Genomic DNA, 17967 nt, shown 5'->3' with positions numbered 1-17967 from the left:
CAATGCCTGAATCCTCCGCTCTCACGCTCGACTCCGTGTCGGTGCTGCTGGTGTGGACCGCGATCACGATCTACGCGCTCGCCTTCATCGCGTACGCCGTCGACCTCGCGCGCCGCGGAGCCGACGCGGTCGACGCCAAGGACGCCCAGCTGGAGGTGCGCGAACGCGAGCTGGTCGCGGCGGGCGGCGTCGCGACGGGTGGCTCGGTGGGCGAGCTGCGCGCGCAGGAGAAGGCGGCGGAGGAGAACCTCAACGCCCCGCTCGGCCGCCGGAAGCGGTTCGTGTGGGCCCGCATCGGCACGTCGCTGACGGTGCTCGGCTTCCTGTTCCACGTCGCGGGCGACGTCACGCGCGGCATCGCCGCAGGACGCGTGCCGTGGTCGAACATGTACGAATTCGCCCTCACCGGCACCATGCTCATCGTCGCGGTCTACCTCGCGGTGCTGATCCGCTACGACCTGCGGTTCCTCGGCTCGTTCATCACGGGTCTCACCGTCGTGCTGCTGGGGGGCTCGACGCTGGCCTTCTACGTCGAGATCACGCCGCTCGCCGACCCGCTCAAGTCGGTGTGGCTGGTCATCCATGTGTTCGTGGCGACGCTGTCGACCGCGCTGTTCGCCCTCGCCTTCGGCCTGTCGGTGATGCAGCTCATGCAGGCCCGGCGCGAGCGCCGGGCACTCGTCGCGGCGTCGGCCGAGGCACCCGCTCAGCCCGTCAAGACGGGTCCGCGGTTCCTCGCCACCCTCCCGGGCTCGGACGCGCTGGAGTCGCTCGCGTACCGCTTCGCGATCCTCGGGTTCATCTTCTGGACGTTCACGCTCATCGCCGGCTCGATCTGGGCCAACGACGCGTGGGGCCGCTACTGGGGCTTCGACACCAAGGAAGTCTGGACCTTCGTGATCTGGGTGCTGTACGCGGGATACATCCACGCCCGCGCGACGCGCGGCTGGCGCGGCGCCCGGTCGGCGTGGCTGTCGATCATCGGCTTCACCGCGGTGCTCTTCAACTTCACGATCGTGAACATGTTCTTCAAGGGCCTGCACGCCTACTCCGGCCTGAGCTGACGCTGGGCGGACGCGGCTGGGCTGACGCGGCTGGGCTGACCAGGGCTCGGCTGACCGCACTCGCCGTGCGCTCGTCGCACCGCCCGCATCGTGCCGGGGCGGTGCTCCTGCGGTGTGACAGGTGAGCGGATGCCTCCACCGAAGCGCTGCGGGCGGTGCGACGTTCCCCCGCCCGGGTTCACCTGTCGCGATGTGTCGAGACAGGCGGCGCTCCGTGACAGGTGAGCAAGGTGCGGGCGGCGATCGGAGGCTCACCTGTCGCGTTGTGTCGGTGCTGGCGGCGTTTCGCGACAGGTGAGCTGAGGCCGCGAGGCGGGACGAGACCCGCAAACCGGCCCGGCCCAACAGCGCAGAGCCCGACACCGCACAGCGCGGCCCGGACCGCACAGCGCAAGGCGCGGCCCGGCCCCCAGAGCGCAAGGCGCGGCCCGGCCCCGCAGACCGCGTGGCCGGGCCGGTATGCGTCGCGCTACGCCGTGACGGGGACGGCGTCGAGGAGCGCGCGAGCAGACGTCGTGCGGCGGCGGGCGACGGCGAGGATCGTCGCGCCGAACGCGAGCAGCGCCCAGACGATCAGCCCGGCGAACGCCGCTCCGATGCCGCCCGCCTCGGTGAGCGCGGCGACCATCCCCTGGTACGCGGGGGAGGTCGGCATGAGCGCCGCGAGGTCCGCCAGCACGCCCGGCACGGTGGAGACGACGCCGGTCGCGACGGCGAGCACGCCGATGAGCGCCGAGATCCAGCGGCCTGCGCCGCCGAAGACAGCCACGAGCGCCTGGTTGACAGCGGCGAAGGCGACGCCCGCGACGACGCTCACGCCGGCGAACACCCACCACTGGCTCCACTCGTACGAGGCGGCGAGCTGCACGACGCCGGCGACCAGGACGCCCTGGGCCGCGCCGAGCGCCGCCGCCGGGGCGAATCCGCGCAGCGCCAGCAGCACCGACGGCTCGCGTGCGGTGAGCGCGCGCCGCGACACGGCCTGCAGCGCGACGAACGTCGCGAGTCCGCCGAACCACAGCGCGAGCGTGGACAGCAGCGGGATCGCCGACGCGCCGAACAGCGACTTGCCGACGCCGTCGGCCTCGACCGGGTTCGCGACGACCTCCGCGAGGCTCGACGCCTCCGCGTCCGAGTACGAGGGAAGGGCGGTGGATGCCTCGTCCAATCCGTCCGCGAGCGTCGTGGTTCCTTCGGCGAGCTGCGTCACGCCGTCGGCGAGCGAACTCGCGCCCTCGCCGGCCTGGCCGATGCCGCCCGCGAGCTGAGCGGCGCCCGACGACAGCTGACCCGCGCCGTCGGCCGACTGGGAGGTCGCACCGGTGAGCTGGTCGAGACCCGAGCCGAGCGCGCGCGCACCGCCCGCGGCCTCGGTGAGCCCCGCGCTCGTCTGCGACATGAGCTCCGAGATCCCCGACGCGGTCCCGGCGGCGTAGCCGTCGGCATAGCCGGCGCTCGTCGCCGCCGCTCCGGCGTTCTGAGCTGCGGTGCCGGCCGTCGCCGCCGCGGCACCGAGCTGCGTGCAGAAGTCGATCGAGCCGCCCGACGCGATGCACTGCTGGGCGAGGCCGCCGAGTTTCTGCGCCAGGCCCAGCGGGCCGTTGGCGGGGTCGTCGTTGCCGAGCAGCAGGGCGAGGGCGAGGGTCTCGTCCGCGGCGGCGCCGGCGTAGCTCGCCGTCGCATCCGCGGCATCCTGCAGCTGCTGGTTGACGACCTTCGCAGCGGCCGTGTCGAGCCCGGCGGCGAGCTCGCGCGCCCCGCCGGCGGCGCCCCCGATGCCGCCCGCGATCTGCCCGAGTCCGCCCTGCAGGTCTCCGGCTCCGGAGGCGATCCCGTCGGCGCCGGACGCCAGCTGCGGCATCCCGTCGGCCAACTGCGTCGCGCCGTCCGCCGCCTGCGATGCCCCATCGGCCAGCTGAGCGGCACCCGAGGCCGCCTCGCCGAGCTGGTCGCCGAGCGTCGTGAAGCCGAGGAAGACGTTCTCGAGGTAGACCTGCGAGAGCTGCTCTCCCATGAGGGATGCCGCGGCCGTCGTCACCTGCGCCGTGATGGCGTCGTCGACGATCAGGCTGTCGGGCGGCGTCTGCACCTCGATGGTCGCGCGCGCCGGGGTCTCGCCAGGCTGTGTCGAGGTGGCCGCCGCCGAGAAGTTCTCGGGGATGGTCACGACGGCCGCGTACGTGCCGTCGGCGAGGCCTTCCGCGGCGTCATCCGCGTTCGAGATGGTCCACGTCAGGTTGCTCGGCTGGTCCTCCGAGCCTTCGACGAGCCCCGCGGTCAGCTGACGGCCGAGCGGGACGACCTGGTCGTCGATCGTGACGGGCTCGTCCTCGTTCACGATGGCGGCCTGCAAACCGTCGAGCCGCTCGACGGGGTTGTACAGCGCCGCGACGAGCACGCCGCCGATCACGACGGGCAGCAGCAGGACGCCGATCAGCGTCAGCCACGTCACGGGCCGGCGCGAGCGCGCGCGTTCGATGTGGAGGGTCATGCGGTCACCTCGGCGATGGAAGGGGAAGCAGGGGCGGTGCCGGTGCGCAGGGCGAGTGAGCTCACGTCGGAGCGTCGCGCGTCGGCCAGAAGGGCGAGCGCGGGGCCGTCGGCCTTCGCGGTCGCGATGACGGTGAGGGGAGCGGATGCCGCGCCCGATCGCGCTCGGGCGGCGGCCTCGGCATCCCGCAGCAGCGCAGCGGCCTGGTCGCGGTCGGCGGGATCGAGCGTGTCCAGACCGTCGACCACCACGAGGGTGGTGCGACCGCTCAGCGCACGGCGCAGCTCGCGCACGGGGTCGTCGGAGCCGCCGAGGATCGCGACGCCGACGTGTGCGCGCACCCACGCCGCCCGCTCGGGCAGCAGGTGGCCGGCGACGCGAAGGCGCCCGTCGCTCGGGGGGATGCGGCCGGCGACCGCGAGCCCGAACGCGCGCGCCGCGCGAGGATCCCCTGTGGCGATGAGCGTGCCGCCCGGCTCCACCCGGAACGTCGCGCCGTCGAACAGCGCGACGGACTCCTCGGGGCCTTCGGCGCGCACGGCGAGGTCCTCCGCGACGACTGCGGCGGTCGTGTGCGGCTCGGGCCACTCCGCGAGCGAGAGTTCGCGCTCGACGGCCTCGCCCTCGATGTCGAAGTGGGGGAGGACGCGCTCGAGCCAGCGCGGCATCCACCACGCCTTGGCGCCGAGCAGGGCCATGACGGCCGGCACCAGGGTCATGCGCACCAGGAAGGCGTCGACCGCGATGCCGACGGCGAGACCCAGGGCGATCGGCTTGATCGACGCGTCGCCCTCTGGCACGAAGGCCGCGAACACGGCGAACATGATGACCGCCGCGGCCGTCACCACGCGCGCCGAGGCCGAGAATCCCGAGCGCACGGCGCCGAGCGCGATGTCTCGATCGCTGCGCGTGGCGTGCCCCGACGCGGCCCGGCGCGCGTGCACGTAGTCCTCGCGCATGCGGCTGACGAGGAACACCTCGTAGTCCATCGCGAGACCGAAGAGCACTCCCATGAGGATGATCGGCATGAAGCTGATCACGGGCCCCGTCCGGTCCACGTGCAGCAGCTCGGCGCCCCAGCCCCACTCGAAGACGGCCGCGACGACGCCGAAGGCGGCGAGCACCGAGAGCAGGTAGCCGAGCGCGGCCTTGACCGGCACCCAGATCGACCGGAACACGATCATCAGGAGCACCAGCGACAGGCCGACGACGAAGATGCCGAACGGCAGCAGGGCCGCACCGAGACGGTCGGAGATGTCGATGCCGACGGCGGTGAAGCCGGTGACCTTCAGGTCGACGCCGTACTCCTCCTCCAGCTCCGGCGCGAGCGCGCGCAGCTCCCGCACGAGGTCGGCGGTCGCCGGGTCGTCGGGACCCGTCTCGGGAACGATCTGGATGAGCCCGGTATCGGCCGTCTCGTTGGGGGTCGAGAGGGCGATCGACTTCACGCCCGGCACCTGCTCGATCTCCTCGGCGAGGTCGGCCATCAGCCCGAGCGGATCGGTCGAGGTGACGATGGTGCCCGTCATGATGAGCGGGCCGTTCGATCCCGCGCCGAAGTGCTCGGCGGTGAGGTCGTACGCCTGACGCGCCTGGCTCGTCTGGGGCTGCTGGCCCGCGTTGGGGAGTGCGAGTGCGAGGCTGGCCGCGGGGATCGCCATCACCCCCAGCGTGACGATCACCGCGACGGTGGTGATCACGGGATGCTTCGTCACGAGCATCACCCAGCGGTTGGTCTTCTTCGGCGCGGCGGCGACGGGCGCAACGGCATCGGCTTCCTCGACGACGGCCTCGTCGTCCGCCCCGGCCGGCGCCACGTCGTCATCCGCGGTTGACGAGCGACGCCGCACGGGCAGCGCGACGCCGCGACGGGCCCTGCCGTGGCCCCAGCCGGCGACGCGACCCTTGGCGAAGCCGAGGAGCGCGGGCGTGAGCGTCAGGGCGACGACCACGGCGATGGCGACAGCCACCGCCGCGGCGATGCCCATCGTGGTGAGGAAGGGGATGCCGGCGAAGCCCAGGCCGATGAGGGCGATGAGCACGGTGGCGCCGGCGAACACGACGGCGGAGCCCGCGGTGCCGGTGGCGCGGGCAGCGGACTCCTCGGGGTCGACGCCGGTGCGCACCTGATCCTGATGTCGCGCGACGATGAACAGCGCGTAGTCGATGCCGACGGCGAGCCCGAGCATGATCGCGAGCATGGGGGTGGTCGACGAGATCGAGGCGAACGCCGTGGAGAGGTAGATGAGCGCGATCGCGAGCCCGACGCCGATGATCGCGGAGATCAGCGGGAACCACGCCACCGCGAAGGAGCGGAAGGTGACGATGAGCACGAACAGCGCGATGAGCACGCCGACGGCCTCGATGAGCGAGAGTGCGGGGACCGACGTCGAGAACAAGTCGCCGCCCATCGCCACCTGCGAGCCTTCGGGCAGCGTGTCGCGAAGATCGTCGGCGACCAGCGTGAGCGCGTCCTTCGTCTCGTCGGAGACGTCGGTGGACTGTCCGTCGAACTGGAGGCGGATGATCGCGGCAGACTCGTCGTCGGAGACCATGCCGGTGACCATCTCGTTGAAGGGATCGGTCACCGCGATGACGCCGTCGATGTCCTCCAGCGCTGTGACGGTGTCGTCGATCTCAGCGGCGTAGGGCGCCTGGGCGACGGTGTCGCCGTCGGCGGCGACGATCACCAGCTGGGCGCTCGTGCCGCTCGCCTGCGGAAAGCTGCGATCGAGCAGCTGGATGCCCTCCTGCGCCTCGGTGCCGGGGATCGAGAAGGAGTTGTCGGTGCCCTTCATGAACGCGAGCGCCCCGCCACCGGCGATGCCGAGGAGGAGGATCCATGCGACCAGCACCCGCCACGGGTGACGGTAGGACCAGCGACCGAGGGCATACAACAGGGTGGACACAGCGCCTCCGCGTTCCGGACGAATTCAGGTTCTTTCGATACAGCGCTGTATCGGATACATGAGTGTATCGTAAGGCGGGTTGCCGTCCTGAAACTGAGTAGTGCGTGTGAGACTGGCGAAGGAGGATCTCTTGAGCGATACGAGCGTCACGTCGCCGCGCCGCGAGGCGACGCGTCAGAAGCTGCTGGATGCCGCCGCCCAGGTCTTCGCCGAAGTCGGGCTGGACGCGGCATCCGTCGAAGCGGTCTGCGAGCGAGCAGGCTTCACCCGCGGCGCCTTCTACTCGAACTTCGAGACGAAGGACGAGCTCTTCCTCGAGCTGGCCGGACGCGTGTCACTCGGCCGCGTCGCCGCGGTGCGGGATCGCGTCGCCGAACTCGAGCGTGCCGGTGCCTTCGCCGACGTGCCCTCCAACGCGCTGCAGATCGTGCAGCAGGTGCTCGACATGTCGGCCGACGATCGTCTGGGCGTCCTGCTCCTGAGCGAGATCCGCATCCACGCGCTCCGCACACCCGCGCTCGCCGCCGCGTACTTGGCGCAGACCGACGAGATGCTCCGCAGCGTGGCGCAGATCATCGACGACATCGGGCGCGCCGAGTCCTTCACCTTCCGCCTGCCGCCCCTCGATGCGGCGCGCCTGCTGCTCACCGTCTGGGAGGGTGCTGCCGTGCGGTCGGTCATGGCCGGCGCCGATCAGGCCGAACTGCGCCGGGCGACGAACGAAGAGCTCGCCCGGGTCGCGCAGCTGCTGATCGCCCCCTCCGAAGGCTGACGCAGGCGGCCTCGGAACCGGGTTTCAGCCAGCGCGCTCGACGAGCAGCGCGTGACAGCGCGCGAGTCGGTCGAGCCACCAGTCGCGGCGGTCGGCGGATGCCTCGTGCCGAGCCGTCAGCGACGGGTCGGGCTGCACGCGACCGACCGGCAGCACGCCACCCACCGGAGCGAGCGGGGGCTCGGTCACGTCGGCGGTGAACAGCGACGCCGTGCCGAGTCCGCAGTCGTACTCGAGGACCGGCAGAGCGGCGGCGAGGGCCGCGCCCATCGAGAGTCCGATCGAGGTGTCGAGGGCGCTCGAGACGACGGCGGGAAGCCCGGCCTCCGCGACGATCGCCAGCGCTCGCCGCACGCCGCCGAGCGGCTGCGCCTTGACCACGAGCAGGTCGGCGGCGCCGGCGCGGGCGACGGCGAGCGGATCCGTCGCCTTGCGCACGCTCTCGTCGGCGGCGATCGGAATGCCCATGTACTTCACCCGGCGACGCAGCTCGGCGAGCTCGTCGACCGTGGCACACGGCTGCTCGGCGTATTCGAGGTCGAACTCGGCGAGGGCGTGCAGCGCCCGCTCGGCTTCGTCGACGTTCCAGGCGCCGTTCGCGTCGATCCGCACGCGCCCCTCCGGGCCCATCTCCTCGCGCACCGCACGCACACGCTCGACATCGTCCGACAGCCGCTGCCCGGCCTCGGCGACCTTGACCTTGGCTGTGCGACAGCCGTCGAACCTGGCGAGGACGGAGGGGACGGATGCCGCGGCCACCGCGGGCACCGTGGCATTGACGGGGATCTCGTTCCGGACGGCCGCAGGCTGCGGCATCCATCCGAAATCGATCGCGGCGGCCAGCCACGTCGCCGCCTCGCGGTCGTCGTACTCGGCGAAAGGCGAGAACTCGGTCCAGCCCTGCGGCCCCTCGAACAGGAGCGCTTCGCGCACGTCGACGCCGCGGAAGCGCGTGGCCAGCGGAAGCGCGACCACGCGGGCCGAGGCGAGGACTTCGGGCAGCGGCGGGGTGGCGTGGCTCACGCGACCCATCATGCCCGGGTCAGAACCAATAGGTCTGACTCTGCACGGAGCGTGCGCGCGCGCCGTTCTCGAAGGAGGCTGAGCCGCGCGCCGTGCCCGCCTGCGCCGCGCGCTGCGCCTGCGCCTGCTCGTGGGTCAGCGGCTTGCCGAGCAGGGCGTGGCGGATGCGGGTGAAGAACGAGGGCTTGGCGGTCATGGTGGCCTCCTTCGGGTCATCGTCGCATGGCGCCGCGGCCACGGCAATCATTTTCCGCTCAGCCGAGGCGCCCGTCGCCGGGGCGCGCGACGCGGAGCCACGTCCAGCCGTACGCCGGCAGCTCGATGTCGACGCGCCCGCGGTCGTCGAGCTCGCGACGGTCGGGACCGAAGAGGTCGCTGAGCTGGGCGCCCTCCGGTTCGTTGTCCAGCGTCAGCTGCACGCGGGTCGGCTCCTCCGAGAAGTTGTGGAGGGCGATCATGCGCCCGACGTCGGCCGAGACCGAGTGGGCGAGCACCGCGGGGGCGTCGTGCTCGAGGATCTCGACCTCGCCCCACCCGATCTCGGGCGAGATGCGGTAGCGCGCCGCGAGTCGGCGGATGAACTGCAGCAGCGAGTCGTCGTCGTTGAGCTGAGCCGATGCGTTGACGTGCGCGGGCGCGTAGCCGCCCTCAGGCGGCGCGGCGGTCAGCCGGGACGGCGGCGCGGTCGAGAACCCGCCGCTGCGGCTGTCGTTCCACTGCATCGGCGTGCGCACGGCCAGGCGGCCCGGGATCTCGGGGTTCTCGCCCATGCCGATCTCTTCGCCGTAGAAGAGCACCGGCGTGCCCGGGAGCGAGAAGAGCAGGCTGTAGACCATGCGGATGCGGCGCGGGTCGCCGCCGAGCATCGGGGGAAGCCGGCGTGTGATCCCGCGGCCGTAAACGCGCTGCCGCTCGTCGGGCGCGAACGCCTCGAAGACCTCGTCGCGCTCCTTGTCGGTGAGCTTGTCGAGGGTCAGCTCGTCGTGATTGCGTACGAAGTTGGCCCACTGCGCCTCGGGCTCGATCGGCGGACGCGAGCGCAGCGCCTTCGCGAGCGGTCGTGGATCGGAGCGGGCCAGTGAGAGATAGAGCGCCTGCATGCCGATGAAGTCGAACTGCAGGGTGAGCTCTTCGCCCTTCCCGGCGCCGAAGTAGTCGAGCTGCTCCTTGTACGGGAGGTTGACCTCGCCCAGCAGCACGGCCTCCTTGGAGCGCCGCCGCAGGAAGCGGCGAAGGTCGCGGAGGTACTCATGCGGATCGGTGAACTCCTCGCCCTCGGGCACTTCCAGCAGGAACGGCACGGCGTCCACGCGGAAGCCCGAGACGCCCACCTGCAGCCAGAAGCCGATCGTCTTCGCGATCTCGTCGCGCACCGTGGGGTTGGCGATGTTGAGGTCGGGCTGGTGCTTGTAGAAGCTGTGGAGGTAGTACTGGCCGCTCTTCTCGTCGAGCTCCCACAGCGTGCTCTCCTCGCCCGGGAACACCGCGTTGACGTTGTTCGCCGGCGGTTCGTCGCGCCAGACGTAGAAGTCGCGGAACGGCGAGGTCTTGGACCGACGCGCGGCGACGAACCAGGGATGCTTGTCACTCGTGTGGTTGACCACGAGGTCGACGATCACCCGGATGCCGTGGTCACGCGCGGTGCGCACCACCTCGACCAGATCGCCGTGCGTGCCGAGCCGCGGGTCGACGCCGTAGAAGTCCGTCACGTCGTACCCGTCGTCGCGATCGGCGGTCGGGTAGAACGGCATGAGCCACAGGCAGGTCACGCCGAGGTCGGCGAGGTAGTCGATGCGCCGGCCGAGGCCGGTGAAGTCACCGATCCCGTCGCCGTCGGAGTCGAGGTAGGTCTCGACGTCGAGGCAGTAGACCACGCTGGTCTTCCACCACAGGTCGCTGGTGTCGGTGATCTTCACAGGGTCCTCCGCAGGGCCGGGAGCAGCTCGGACGCGGCGCGGTCGAGGAACGCGTTCTGGTCCTTGCCGACGTGGTGCAGGTAGACGCGGTCGAAGCCGATGCGGGTGAGCTCGGTGATGCGCTCGGCGAGGGATGCGGCATCCGAGTCCACCAGCACCGCCTTGCGCAGCTCGCTCTCATCCGGCTCGCCGACGGCGGCGTCGAAGTCCTCAGGCTGGTCGAAGTCCCAGGCCTCCGGCGGCCCGATCAGGCCGTTGCGCCATTGGTCCTTCGCGAGGGCCAGGGCCGCGGCATCCGTCTCCGCCAACGACAGATGCACCTGCAGGGTGCACGGTCCGACGCCCCCGGACGAGCGGTACGCGTCGACGACGCGGCGCAGCGCATCCGGCTCCTGCGCGACGGTCGCCAGGCCGTCGACGCGTCCGGCGAGCCATCCGGCGGTCTCGGCGCTGACAGCGGCGCCGAACAGCGGGGGAGGCTGGTCGGGCAGCGACCAGATGCGCGCCCGGTGCACACGGACGTGACCGTCGTGCGAGACCTCGTGGCCCGCGAGCAGGCGCCGGATGACGTCGATCGACTCGTCGAGACGCGCGTTGCGATCATCCTTCGAGGGCCACGGGTCGCCGGTGACGTGCTCGTTCATCGCCTCACCGCTGCCGAGCACCGTCCAGAACCGTCCGGGGAACATCTCCTCGAGCGTCGCGATGGCCTGCGCGATCACGACAGGGTGGTAGCGCTGTCCGGGCGCGTTGACGACGCCGAGGGAGAACGAGGTCGAGGCGAGCGCGGCGCCGAGCCACGACCAGGCGAAGCCCGACTCGCCCTGCCTCACACCCCAGGGCGCCAGGTGGTCGGAGCACATCGCTCCGTCGAAGCCGGCGCGCTCGGCGCCGACGACGGAGGTCAGCAGTGCGCTGGGTGGGAGCTGTTCGTGCGAGGCGTGGTATCCGACGAAGACCATCGTCCGAGTCTCGACGGTGATGCCGAGCGGCTCAAGGCACTTGCGGGTTGGTCGAGTGGGTCCCAGCAAACAAGGTGATGCCCATGACAATGTGTCCTTGACGATAGTGTGTGACACACAGTACAGTGTGAGCCATGAGCGAATCCGAGATCCTCGACACGCACCTGCAGGAGCTGCGGCGCGGCACGATCGTGCTGGCCTGCCTCCGCCTGCTCGAGCAGCCGGGGTACGGGTACGGCCTGCTCGAACAGCTCGGGGATCGCGGATTCCCGACCGACGCGAACACCCTGTATCCGCTGCTGCGCCGGCTCGAGAAGCAGGGGCACCTTACGAGCGAGTGGAACACCGACGAGGCCCGGCCCCGCAAGTTCTACCGCACCAGCGCCGCAGGCTCCCGCCTCGCGGCCGCCCTCACCGACGAATTCCACGCGATCGCCACCGCGATCGACTCCCTTCCGCAGGAGGACTGACACATGGCAACGACAACGACCCTGACCGACCGCTACGTTGCGGCCGCGATGCGCACCGTTCCCGAGGCGCAGCGCGCCGACCTCGCCGCCGAGCTGCGCGGTTCGATCGACGACCAGGTCGAGGCCCGCGTCGCCGAGGGCGAACCGCGCGACGCGGCCGAGCGTGCGGTGCTGACCGATCTCGGCGACCCCGACAAGCTCGCCGCGGGCTACACCGATCGGCCGCTCTGGCTCATCGGCCCCCGCTACTACCTGACGTGGTGGCGCCTGCTGAAGCTGCTGTGGGCGATCGTGCCGGCGTGCGCCGCGTTCGGCGTCGCACTGGGCCAGACGCTGGCGGGCGAGCAGTTCGGCACCATCGTCGGCAACGTCGTCAGCGTCACCCTGGCTGTCATCGTGCACATCGCGTTCTGGATCACGCTGGTGTTCTTCATCGTCGAGCGCTCCGAGCGCGCATCGGGGTCCGGCATCGTCGAACCGTGGACGCCCGACGATCTGCCCGAGCCGAAGGACCGCGGGGCGAGCCTCAGCGACCTGGTCGCGTCGCTGATCTTCCTGGCGCTCGCCGCGGGCGCGATCCTCTGGGACCAGTTCGTCGGCGTCGTGTACTCACCGGCGGAGGGCTGGATGCCCTTCCTCTCCCCGGCGCTGTGGCCGTGGTGGATCGGCGCGCTCTTCGTGCTCATGGTCCTCGAGGCGCTGCTGGCGATCTCGGTTTACGCCAAGGGGGGCTGGAACATGGGATCCGCGACCGTGAACCTGTTCCTGAACCTCGTGATCGCGGGCGGTGCGCTGTGGCTGCTCTCGCAGCAGCTGCTGGTCAACCCCGCGCTGTTCCCCACGCTCGTGCCCGAAGACGCCGGCACCGTGACGGCCGTCGTCACGACCGTGTTCGGGTTCGGCGTCATCGCCATCGCCGCGTGGGACTCCATCGACGCGTACTTGAAGGCGTACCGCGCCCGCTGACATGAACAGGGGCGGGTGGGATGCCGGAGCCGCCGGCATCCCGCCCGCTTAGGCTTTTCCCATGCCCCTTCTGGATACCCCGGTGCGCCTCGGCGTGCAATTGGAACCGCAGCACGCCCCCTACTCCGCATTCCGTGACGCCGTCCTCCGGCTCGAGGAGATGGGCGTCGACATCCTCTTCAACTGGGATCACTTCTTCCCGCTGTCGGGCGACCCCGAGGGCATGCACTTCGAGTCCTGGACCATGCTCGCCGCGTGGGCCGAGCAGACCGAGCGCGTCGAGTTCGGGGCGCTCGTCAACTGCAACAGCTACCGCAACCCCGATCTGCAGGCGGACATGGCCCGCACGATCGACCACATCTCCGCCAAGGACGGCACCGGCCGCTTCATCTTCGCCACCGGCTCGGGCTGGTTCGAGCGCGACTACGAGGAGTACGGCTACGAGTTCGGCACCGTCGGCTCCCGCCTCGACGACCTCGCCGACGGGCTCGCCCGCATCGAGGCGCGCTGGCAGAAGCTCAACCCGGCGCCGACCCGGCGCATCCCGGTGATGATCGGCGGCAAGGGCGAGCAGAAGACCCTCCGTCTGGTGGCGCGCCACGCCGACATCTGGCACAGCTTCGTCCGCCCCGGAGAGCTCGCCCACAAGCTCGGCGTGATCGAGCGGTGGGCCGACAGGGAGGAGCGCGACACGTCGGGACTCATCGTCTCGAACGAGCTCAAGCGACGCGGCGAGGACGACGCGGATGACCTCTACGACGCCGGTGTGCGGCTGTTCACGCTGGGCTTCGGGGGGCCGGACTGGGACTTCGACCTCGTGAAGTCGTGGCTGCGGTGGCGTGACGCCAAGAACGGCGCGTGAGCGGCGGCATCCCGCGCTCTAGGCTGGAGCCCATGGTCTCGGAGCTCTTCGACGAAGCCGAGTGGATGTCGGCACCCGGCGCCGACCGCTTCACCGACATCACCTCGCACGTGTCGAAGGACGGGCGCATCGCGCGCATCGCATTCGACCGTCCCGAGGTGCGCAACGCCTTCCGCCCGCACACCGTGGACGAGCTGTACCAGGCGCTCGACGCCGCGCGCCAGAACCCGCGCATCGGCGTCATCCTGCTCACCGGCAACGGGCCCAGCCCGAAGGACGGCGGCTGGGCGTTCTGCTCGGGCGGAGACCAGCGCATCCGCGGCCGCGACGGCTACAAGTACTCCGAGACCGACACCGTCACCGACCCGGCGCGCGCCGGCCGCCTCCACATCCTGGAGGTGCAGCGGCTGATCCGCTTCATGCCCAAGGTCGTCATCGCCGTGATCCCGGGCTGGGCGGCCGGCGGCGGCCACTCGCTCCACGTCGTGTGCGACATGTCCATCGCGAGCGCAGAGCACGGGCGGTTCAAGCAGACGGACGCGGACGTCGGATCCTTCGACGCCGGCTACGGCTCGGCGTATTTCGCCCGGCAGATCGGCCAGAAGTTCGCGCGCGAGGTGTTCTTCCTCGCCGAGGAGTACTCGGCGCAGCGCGCCTACGAGATGGGTGCGGTGAACCGGGTCGTGCCGCACGCCGAGCTCGAGCGCGAAGCGGTCGCGATGGCGCGCACGATCCTCACGAAGTCGCCGACCGCGATCCGGATGCTCAAGTTCGCGTTCAACGCCGTCGACGACGGCCTCGTCGGCCAGCAGGTCTTCGCGGGCGAGGCGACGCGCCTCGCGTACGGCACCGACGAGGGCATCGAAGGACGCGATGCGTTCCTCGAGAAGCGTGAGCCCGACTGGGCCCCGTACCCGTGGCAGTACTGAGGCCATGAAGCTCGAACCCGTCATCGGCGACGACCCCCGCGACATCCTGCGCGCTCTGAAGAGTGCGCTGCACGGCGCCGGTCCGGCGCTCGGGCTCGGCATGGTCAGCGAACTGCCCGGCGAAGTGCGGCCGGGAACGGCCGTCGTGGTGACGACGTCGGGATCCACCGGCGTGCCCAAGAGCGTGGTGCTCAGCCGCGACGCCCTCACCGCCAGCGCGCTGGCGACTGCCGACCGTGTCGGCGAAGGGGCCTGGCTGCTCGCGCTCCCCGCGAGCTACGTCGCGGGTCTGCAGGTGCTCGTCCGCTCGATCGTCGCCGATCGCGAGCCCGCCGTCCTGAGCGGATCGTTCACGCCTCAGGGGTTCGCGGCCGCCGCGCTCATGATGGCCTCCACCGACCGCGGCCAGCGCATCCCGACCTACACGTCGCTCGTGCCGGCGCAGCTGTCGCGCCTGCTCGATGCGGCCGAGGACGACGCCACGGTGCTGACCGCCCTCCGGTCGTTCGAGACCATCCTCGTCGGCGGGCAGGCTCTGCCGCCCGTGACCCTCGAGCGGGCGCAGGCCGCTGGCGCGCGCATCGTCCGCACCTACGGCGCCACCGAGACCTCCGGCGGCTGCGTGTACGACGGCGTCCCGCTGCGCGGCGTGAGCCTGCGGATCATGCGCGGCGAGGTCCAGATCTCGGGGCCGGTGCTGGCCGAGGGCTACCTCGGCGATCCGGAGCTGACGGATGCCGCGTTCCCCCGCACCCCCGACGGTGCCCGCTGGTACCGCACCGGCGACGCCGGCATCCTCGAAAACGGCGTCCTGCGTGTGCGCGGCCGGATCGACAACGTGATCGTCTCAGGCGGCGTGAACATCTCGCTCGATCGCGTCGAGCGCATCGTCCGCACCGTGCCCGGACTGTCCGGCGCGGTGGTCGTCGGCGTCCCCGACGAGCGCTGGGGCGAGGCATCCGTCGTCGTCGCCACCCGGGGCGAAGTGCTGCGCCGCAGCGAGTCCGTGCAGCTCGAAGAGGCGCGCGCCGCCGTCAAGGACGCGATCGGCCCGCATGCGCGCCCGGCGAGGCTCGTGCTCGTCGACGAGCTGGCGACGCTGCCGTCGGGCAAGCCGGATCGCGAGGCGATCCGCCGCGCCGTCGCCTCCCTCCACTGACCCCGCGCCTCGGCCCGCGGCTTCCGCTCAGATCGCGGGGCCGTCACCGGGCAGGGGAGCCGGGGTAGGGGCCGGTGTCGACCACGCAGAAGCGGTTGCCCTCGGTGTCTTCGAGCACGATCCAGTCGGCGTCCTCGGGGTAGTCGTGCCAGTCGACCTCGCGTGCGCCGAGCGCCCGCAGCCGGCGCACCTCGGCCGCCTGGTCCTCGGCGTACAGGTCGAGGTGGATGCGCGGGGGATAGTGCTGCGGATAGCCCGTGACCGAGAGGGCCAGGCTCGCCCCCGGTGACGCCCAGTCCGCCTTTCCCGGCGGGTCGAGGATGAGCCAGTCATCGCTCGGCTCGCCCCGGTTCACGTAGCCCAGGGCACTCCGCCAGAAGTCGCCGGCGCGGGCGATGTCCTCGACCGTCAGCACGATCGTTCCGATGCTCAGCATGGCAGCCATTGTGCGCGCGCAGGGCGCGTGCAGGGAGGGGCTTGTGCCGACGCATGTCCACAACCCGGCGTCGCTTCGCGGCGGCTCATCGCGTCGCCCTCTAGGATGACGATTCGTGGCAGGCACCTCCAGCAAGAAGCGCAAGCATCCCGGTCCGAAGAAGCAGCCCTCCCGCGGCAACCCGCAGAAGGCGCGCCAGTCGGGTGATCCCCGCGCCGTCGAGCCGGCGACCGCGCGCGACTGGATCGGCGCGGCCCGTCTGCGCACGCTGCCCCTCGCGATCAGCCCCGTCGTCGTCGGCACCGCGGCCGCGATCCTCGTCGTGGACGTGTTCCACTGGGTGATCGCGCTGTTCTGCCTCATCGTGTCAGTGTCGCTGCAGATCGGCGTCAACTACGCCAACGACTACAGCGACGGCATCCGGGGAACCGACGACCACCGGGTCGGTCCGGCCCGGCTCACGGCATCGCGCAAGGCGAAGCCCCGCGCGGTGCTGACCGTCGCGCTGGTCTTCTTCGCGATCGCCGCGATCGCCGGCCTGGCCATCACGATCCGCACCCAGCAGTGGTGGTTCCTCGCCGTCGGTGCCGCGTGCATCCTCGCCGCGTGGTTCTACACCGGCGGCAAGCGGCCGTACGGCTACTACGGCCTGGGCGAGCTCTTCGTCTTCGTGTTCTTCGGACTGGTCGCGACGCTCGGCACGACCTGGGTGCAGGCGTTCGCCCTGCCGCAGGAGGCGTGGTTCGGAGCCGTCGCCATCGGTCTGCTGGCGTGCGCCGTGCTGCTCGCGAACAACCTGCGCGACATCGACCAGGACCGCGCATCGGGCAAGCGCACTCTCACGACCCTCATCGGCCGCACGGCCACGCGCTGGCTGTTCACGATCTTCGTGCTCGCGCCGTTCGTGATCGCCGCCTATCTCGCGCTCTTCTATCCGATCGCGTGGCTGTCGCTGCTCGTGCTGCTGGCAGCGCTCCCGGCCATCCTGATCGTGTGGACCTACCGCGACCCGCGCGAACTGGTGGTCGCGCTCGGGCTCACGTCGCTGACCTCGCTCGCCTACGCGGCGTTCCTCGCGTGGGCGCTCGTCGGCTGAGCACCCGCCGGGCGCCGGCGCACGCCGGAGTCAGTCGCCGGAGCGGGACTCGGAGGGGCCGGCCGCGGCATCCTCTGCATCTTCGTCGCTCACCGCTCGCTCAGCGCGCGATCGGTCACGGCGCTCAGCGATGCCCGCGCTCATCTGGTCGAGCGGACGGCGCAGGAACAGCATCGACAGGCTCAGGCCGATGAGCGCGGCGAAGATCGCGGCGAGCCAGTAGTACTCGCGCATGATCGGCAGCAGCATCAGCAGGCCGAACGGCACCAGGAAGGCGAGGAGCCGCAGCACCGTGTAGACGAGGGCGGACCGGGCTTTCACGCGTCCATCGTAATCGAGCCGGCAGTGCGTTCCGGCGGGGCGGCCCACCCAGACGACGGTTCGGTCACGACAGGGCCGCGCCGCACGATGCTCGCCTAGGATGGGGAGCATGACACGGGCCCTGCTCATCCTGGCCCTGGCGGCGACGGCTTTCTGGGTCTATACGATCGTGGACTGCGCGGTGCAGCCTCCCACGAGGCACCGCGGTGTGAGCAAGCCCATCTGGATCCTCATCGTCGTGTTCATCCCCGTGCTCGGCGGTGTGCTCTGGCTGCTCGTCGGCCGCACGCGCCGCGCCGCGCTCGCCGCACGACGCGCACCCGACGACGATCCCGAGTTCCTCGGACGCATCGGCGCGGTGAGCGACCAGGACGAGCGCATCCGCCGCCTCGAGGAAGAGCTCGCACAGCTCGACGCCGAGGCCGACGACCCGCGGTGGAGCATCGACGGACCCGCCGCTGCAACCGGACCCGCCGCGGCCGACACGTCGCCGACCGCCTCGGCGCCGCCGGCCGACGCTCCCGCCGATCCGCCCGTCCGCCCGTCGGACGAAGGTGACGAGCGCGGCCAGCGCGGAGCCGTCAACTGACC

Annotated in this window: 17 protein-coding genes; 9 read left to right on the top strand and 8 right to left on the bottom strand. The window is 71.2% G+C overall.

The window, feature by feature from the left end:
- Positions 1-2: 2 nt before the first annotated feature.
- The gene (gene ccsB / locus H9622_RS02520) at positions 3-1064 is read left to right on the top strand and encodes a c-type cytochrome biogenesis protein CcsB (RefSeq protein ID WP_191763921.1); all 1062 of its coding nucleotides are present in this window, start codon (positions 3-5) and stop codon (positions 1062-1064) included.
- Between the two features lie 469 nt (positions 1065-1533).
- Here ccsB and H9622_RS02515 read toward each other — a convergent pair whose 3' ends face one another.
- Both H9622_RS02515 and H9622_RS02510 read right to left on the bottom strand, forming a co-directional pair.
- The gene (locus H9622_RS02515; protein ID WP_191763919.1) at positions 1534-3555 is read right to left on the bottom strand and encodes a YhgE/Pip family protein; all 2022 of its coding nucleotides are present in this window, start codon (positions 3553-3555) and stop codon (positions 1534-1536) included.
- Positions 3552-6464 carry an MMPL family transporter gene (locus H9622_RS02510; RefSeq protein WP_191763917.1) on the bottom strand — a complete coding sequence of 971 codons (2913 nt, stop codon included), beginning with the start codon at positions 6462-6464 and terminating at the stop codon, positions 3552-3554. Before H9622_RS02510 ends, H9622_RS02515 begins: the two co-directional genes overlap by 4 nt.
- Positions 6465-6594: 130 nt before the next feature.
- Here H9622_RS02510 and H9622_RS02505 point away from each other — a divergent pair, with 130 nt between their 5' ends.
- Positions 6595-7236, top strand: a complete 642-nt coding sequence (locus H9622_RS02505; RefSeq protein ID WP_191763915.1) for a TetR/AcrR family transcriptional regulator — start codon at positions 6595-6597, stop codon at positions 7234-7236.
- Positions 7237-7260: 24 nt separating this feature from the next.
- On the opposite strand, the gene H9622_RS02500 is transcribed toward H9622_RS02505, so the two are convergent.
- The 4 genes from H9622_RS02500 to H9622_RS02485 are packed head-to-tail and all read right to left on the bottom strand — an operon-like array spanning position 7261 to position 11137.
- Positions 7261-8268 carry an o-succinylbenzoate synthase gene (locus H9622_RS02500; RefSeq protein WP_191763913.1) on the bottom strand — a complete coding sequence of 336 codons (1008 nt, stop codon included), beginning with the start codon at positions 8266-8268 and terminating at the stop codon, positions 7261-7263.
- Positions 8269-8278: 10 nt separating this feature from the next.
- On the bottom strand, positions 8279-8455 hold the full coding sequence (locus H9622_RS02495) for a hypothetical protein (protein WP_191763911.1): 177 nt from the start codon (positions 8453-8455) through the stop codon (positions 8279-8281).
- A 58-nt stretch (positions 8456-8513) separates the two neighbouring features.
- On the bottom strand, positions 8514-10175 hold the full coding sequence (locus H9622_RS02490) for an alpha-amylase family protein (RefSeq protein ID WP_191763909.1): 1662 nt from the start codon (positions 10173-10175) through the stop codon (positions 8514-8516).
- Positions 10172-11137 (bottom strand): TIGR03885 family FMN-dependent LLM class oxidoreductase, encoded by a 966-nt coding sequence (locus H9622_RS02485; RefSeq protein WP_191763906.1) that lies wholly within the window; start codon positions 11135-11137, stop codon positions 10172-10174. The genes H9622_RS02490 and H9622_RS02485 overlap by 4 nt, the downstream gene beginning before the upstream one ends.
- A 134-nt stretch (positions 11138-11271) precedes the next feature.
- On the opposite strand from H9622_RS02485, the gene H9622_RS02480 reads away from it, so the two are divergent.
- From H9622_RS02480 to H9622_RS02460, 5 genes are all read left to right on the top strand, one after another.
- Positions 11272-11607 carry a PadR family transcriptional regulator gene (locus H9622_RS02480; RefSeq protein WP_191763904.1) on the top strand — a complete coding sequence of 112 codons (336 nt, stop codon included), beginning with the start codon at positions 11272-11274 and terminating at the stop codon, positions 11605-11607.
- Positions 11608-11610: 3 nt separating this feature from the next.
- Complete coding sequence (locus H9622_RS02475; RefSeq protein ID WP_191763902.1) at positions 11611-12573, top strand: permease prefix domain 1-containing protein; 963 nt, start codon at positions 11611-11613, stop codon at positions 12571-12573.
- 61 nt (positions 12574-12634) lie between these two features.
- Entirely contained in the window at positions 12635-13435 is an 801-nt protein-coding gene (locus tag H9622_RS02470) for an LLM class F420-dependent oxidoreductase (RefSeq protein WP_191763900.1), read from the top strand.
- A gap of 32 nt (positions 13436-13467) precedes the next feature.
- A complete protein-coding gene (locus H9622_RS02465) occupies positions 13468-14364 on the top strand; it encodes a 1,4-dihydroxy-2-naphthoyl-CoA synthase (RefSeq protein WP_191763898.1) in 897 nt (298 codons plus the stop codon).
- Between the two features lie 4 nt (positions 14365-14368).
- A complete protein-coding gene (locus tag H9622_RS02460; protein ID WP_191763896.1) occupies positions 14369-15523 on the top strand; it encodes an AMP-binding protein in 1155 nt (384 codons plus the stop codon).
- Positions 15524-15566: 43 nt separating this feature from the next.
- Here H9622_RS02460 and H9622_RS02455 read toward each other — a convergent pair whose 3' ends face one another.
- Positions 15567-15959 carry a VOC family protein gene (locus H9622_RS02455; RefSeq protein WP_191763893.1) on the bottom strand — a complete coding sequence of 131 codons (393 nt, stop codon included), beginning with the start codon at positions 15957-15959 and terminating at the stop codon, positions 15567-15569.
- 115 nt (positions 15960-16074) lie between these two features.
- Between H9622_RS02455 and H9622_RS02450 the strand changes: the two genes are divergently transcribed.
- Positions 16075-17055: a 1,4-dihydroxy-2-naphthoate polyprenyltransferase gene (locus tag H9622_RS02450; protein ID WP_191763892.1), complete on the top strand. Its 981-nt coding sequence runs from the start codon at positions 16075-16077 to the stop codon at positions 17053-17055.
- Positions 17056-17085: 30 nt separating this feature from the next.
- Here the strand turns inward: H9622_RS02450 and H9622_RS02445 are convergent, their stop codons facing one another.
- On the bottom strand, positions 17086-17376 hold the full coding sequence (locus H9622_RS02445; RefSeq protein ID WP_191763890.1) for a DUF4229 domain-containing protein: 291 nt from the start codon (positions 17374-17376) through the stop codon (positions 17086-17088).
- A 109-nt stretch (positions 17377-17485) separates the two neighbouring features.
- Here H9622_RS02445 and H9622_RS02440 point away from each other — a divergent pair, with 109 nt between their 5' ends.
- Positions 17486-17965 carry a PLD nuclease N-terminal domain-containing protein gene (locus H9622_RS02440; RefSeq protein ID WP_191763888.1) on the top strand — a complete coding sequence of 160 codons (480 nt, stop codon included), beginning with the start codon at positions 17486-17488 and terminating at the stop codon, positions 17963-17965.
- The last annotated feature ends 2 nt before the right edge of the window (positions 17966-17967 follow it).

It is taken from the genome of Microbacterium gallinarum (assembly GCF_014837165.1).
Classification (GTDB): Bacteria; Actinomycetota; Actinomycetes; order Actinomycetales; family Microbacteriaceae; genus Microbacterium; species Microbacterium gallinarum.
Note: the sequence above shows the minus strand (reverse complement) of the source record. Positions and strands in the feature narration are given on the sequence as shown.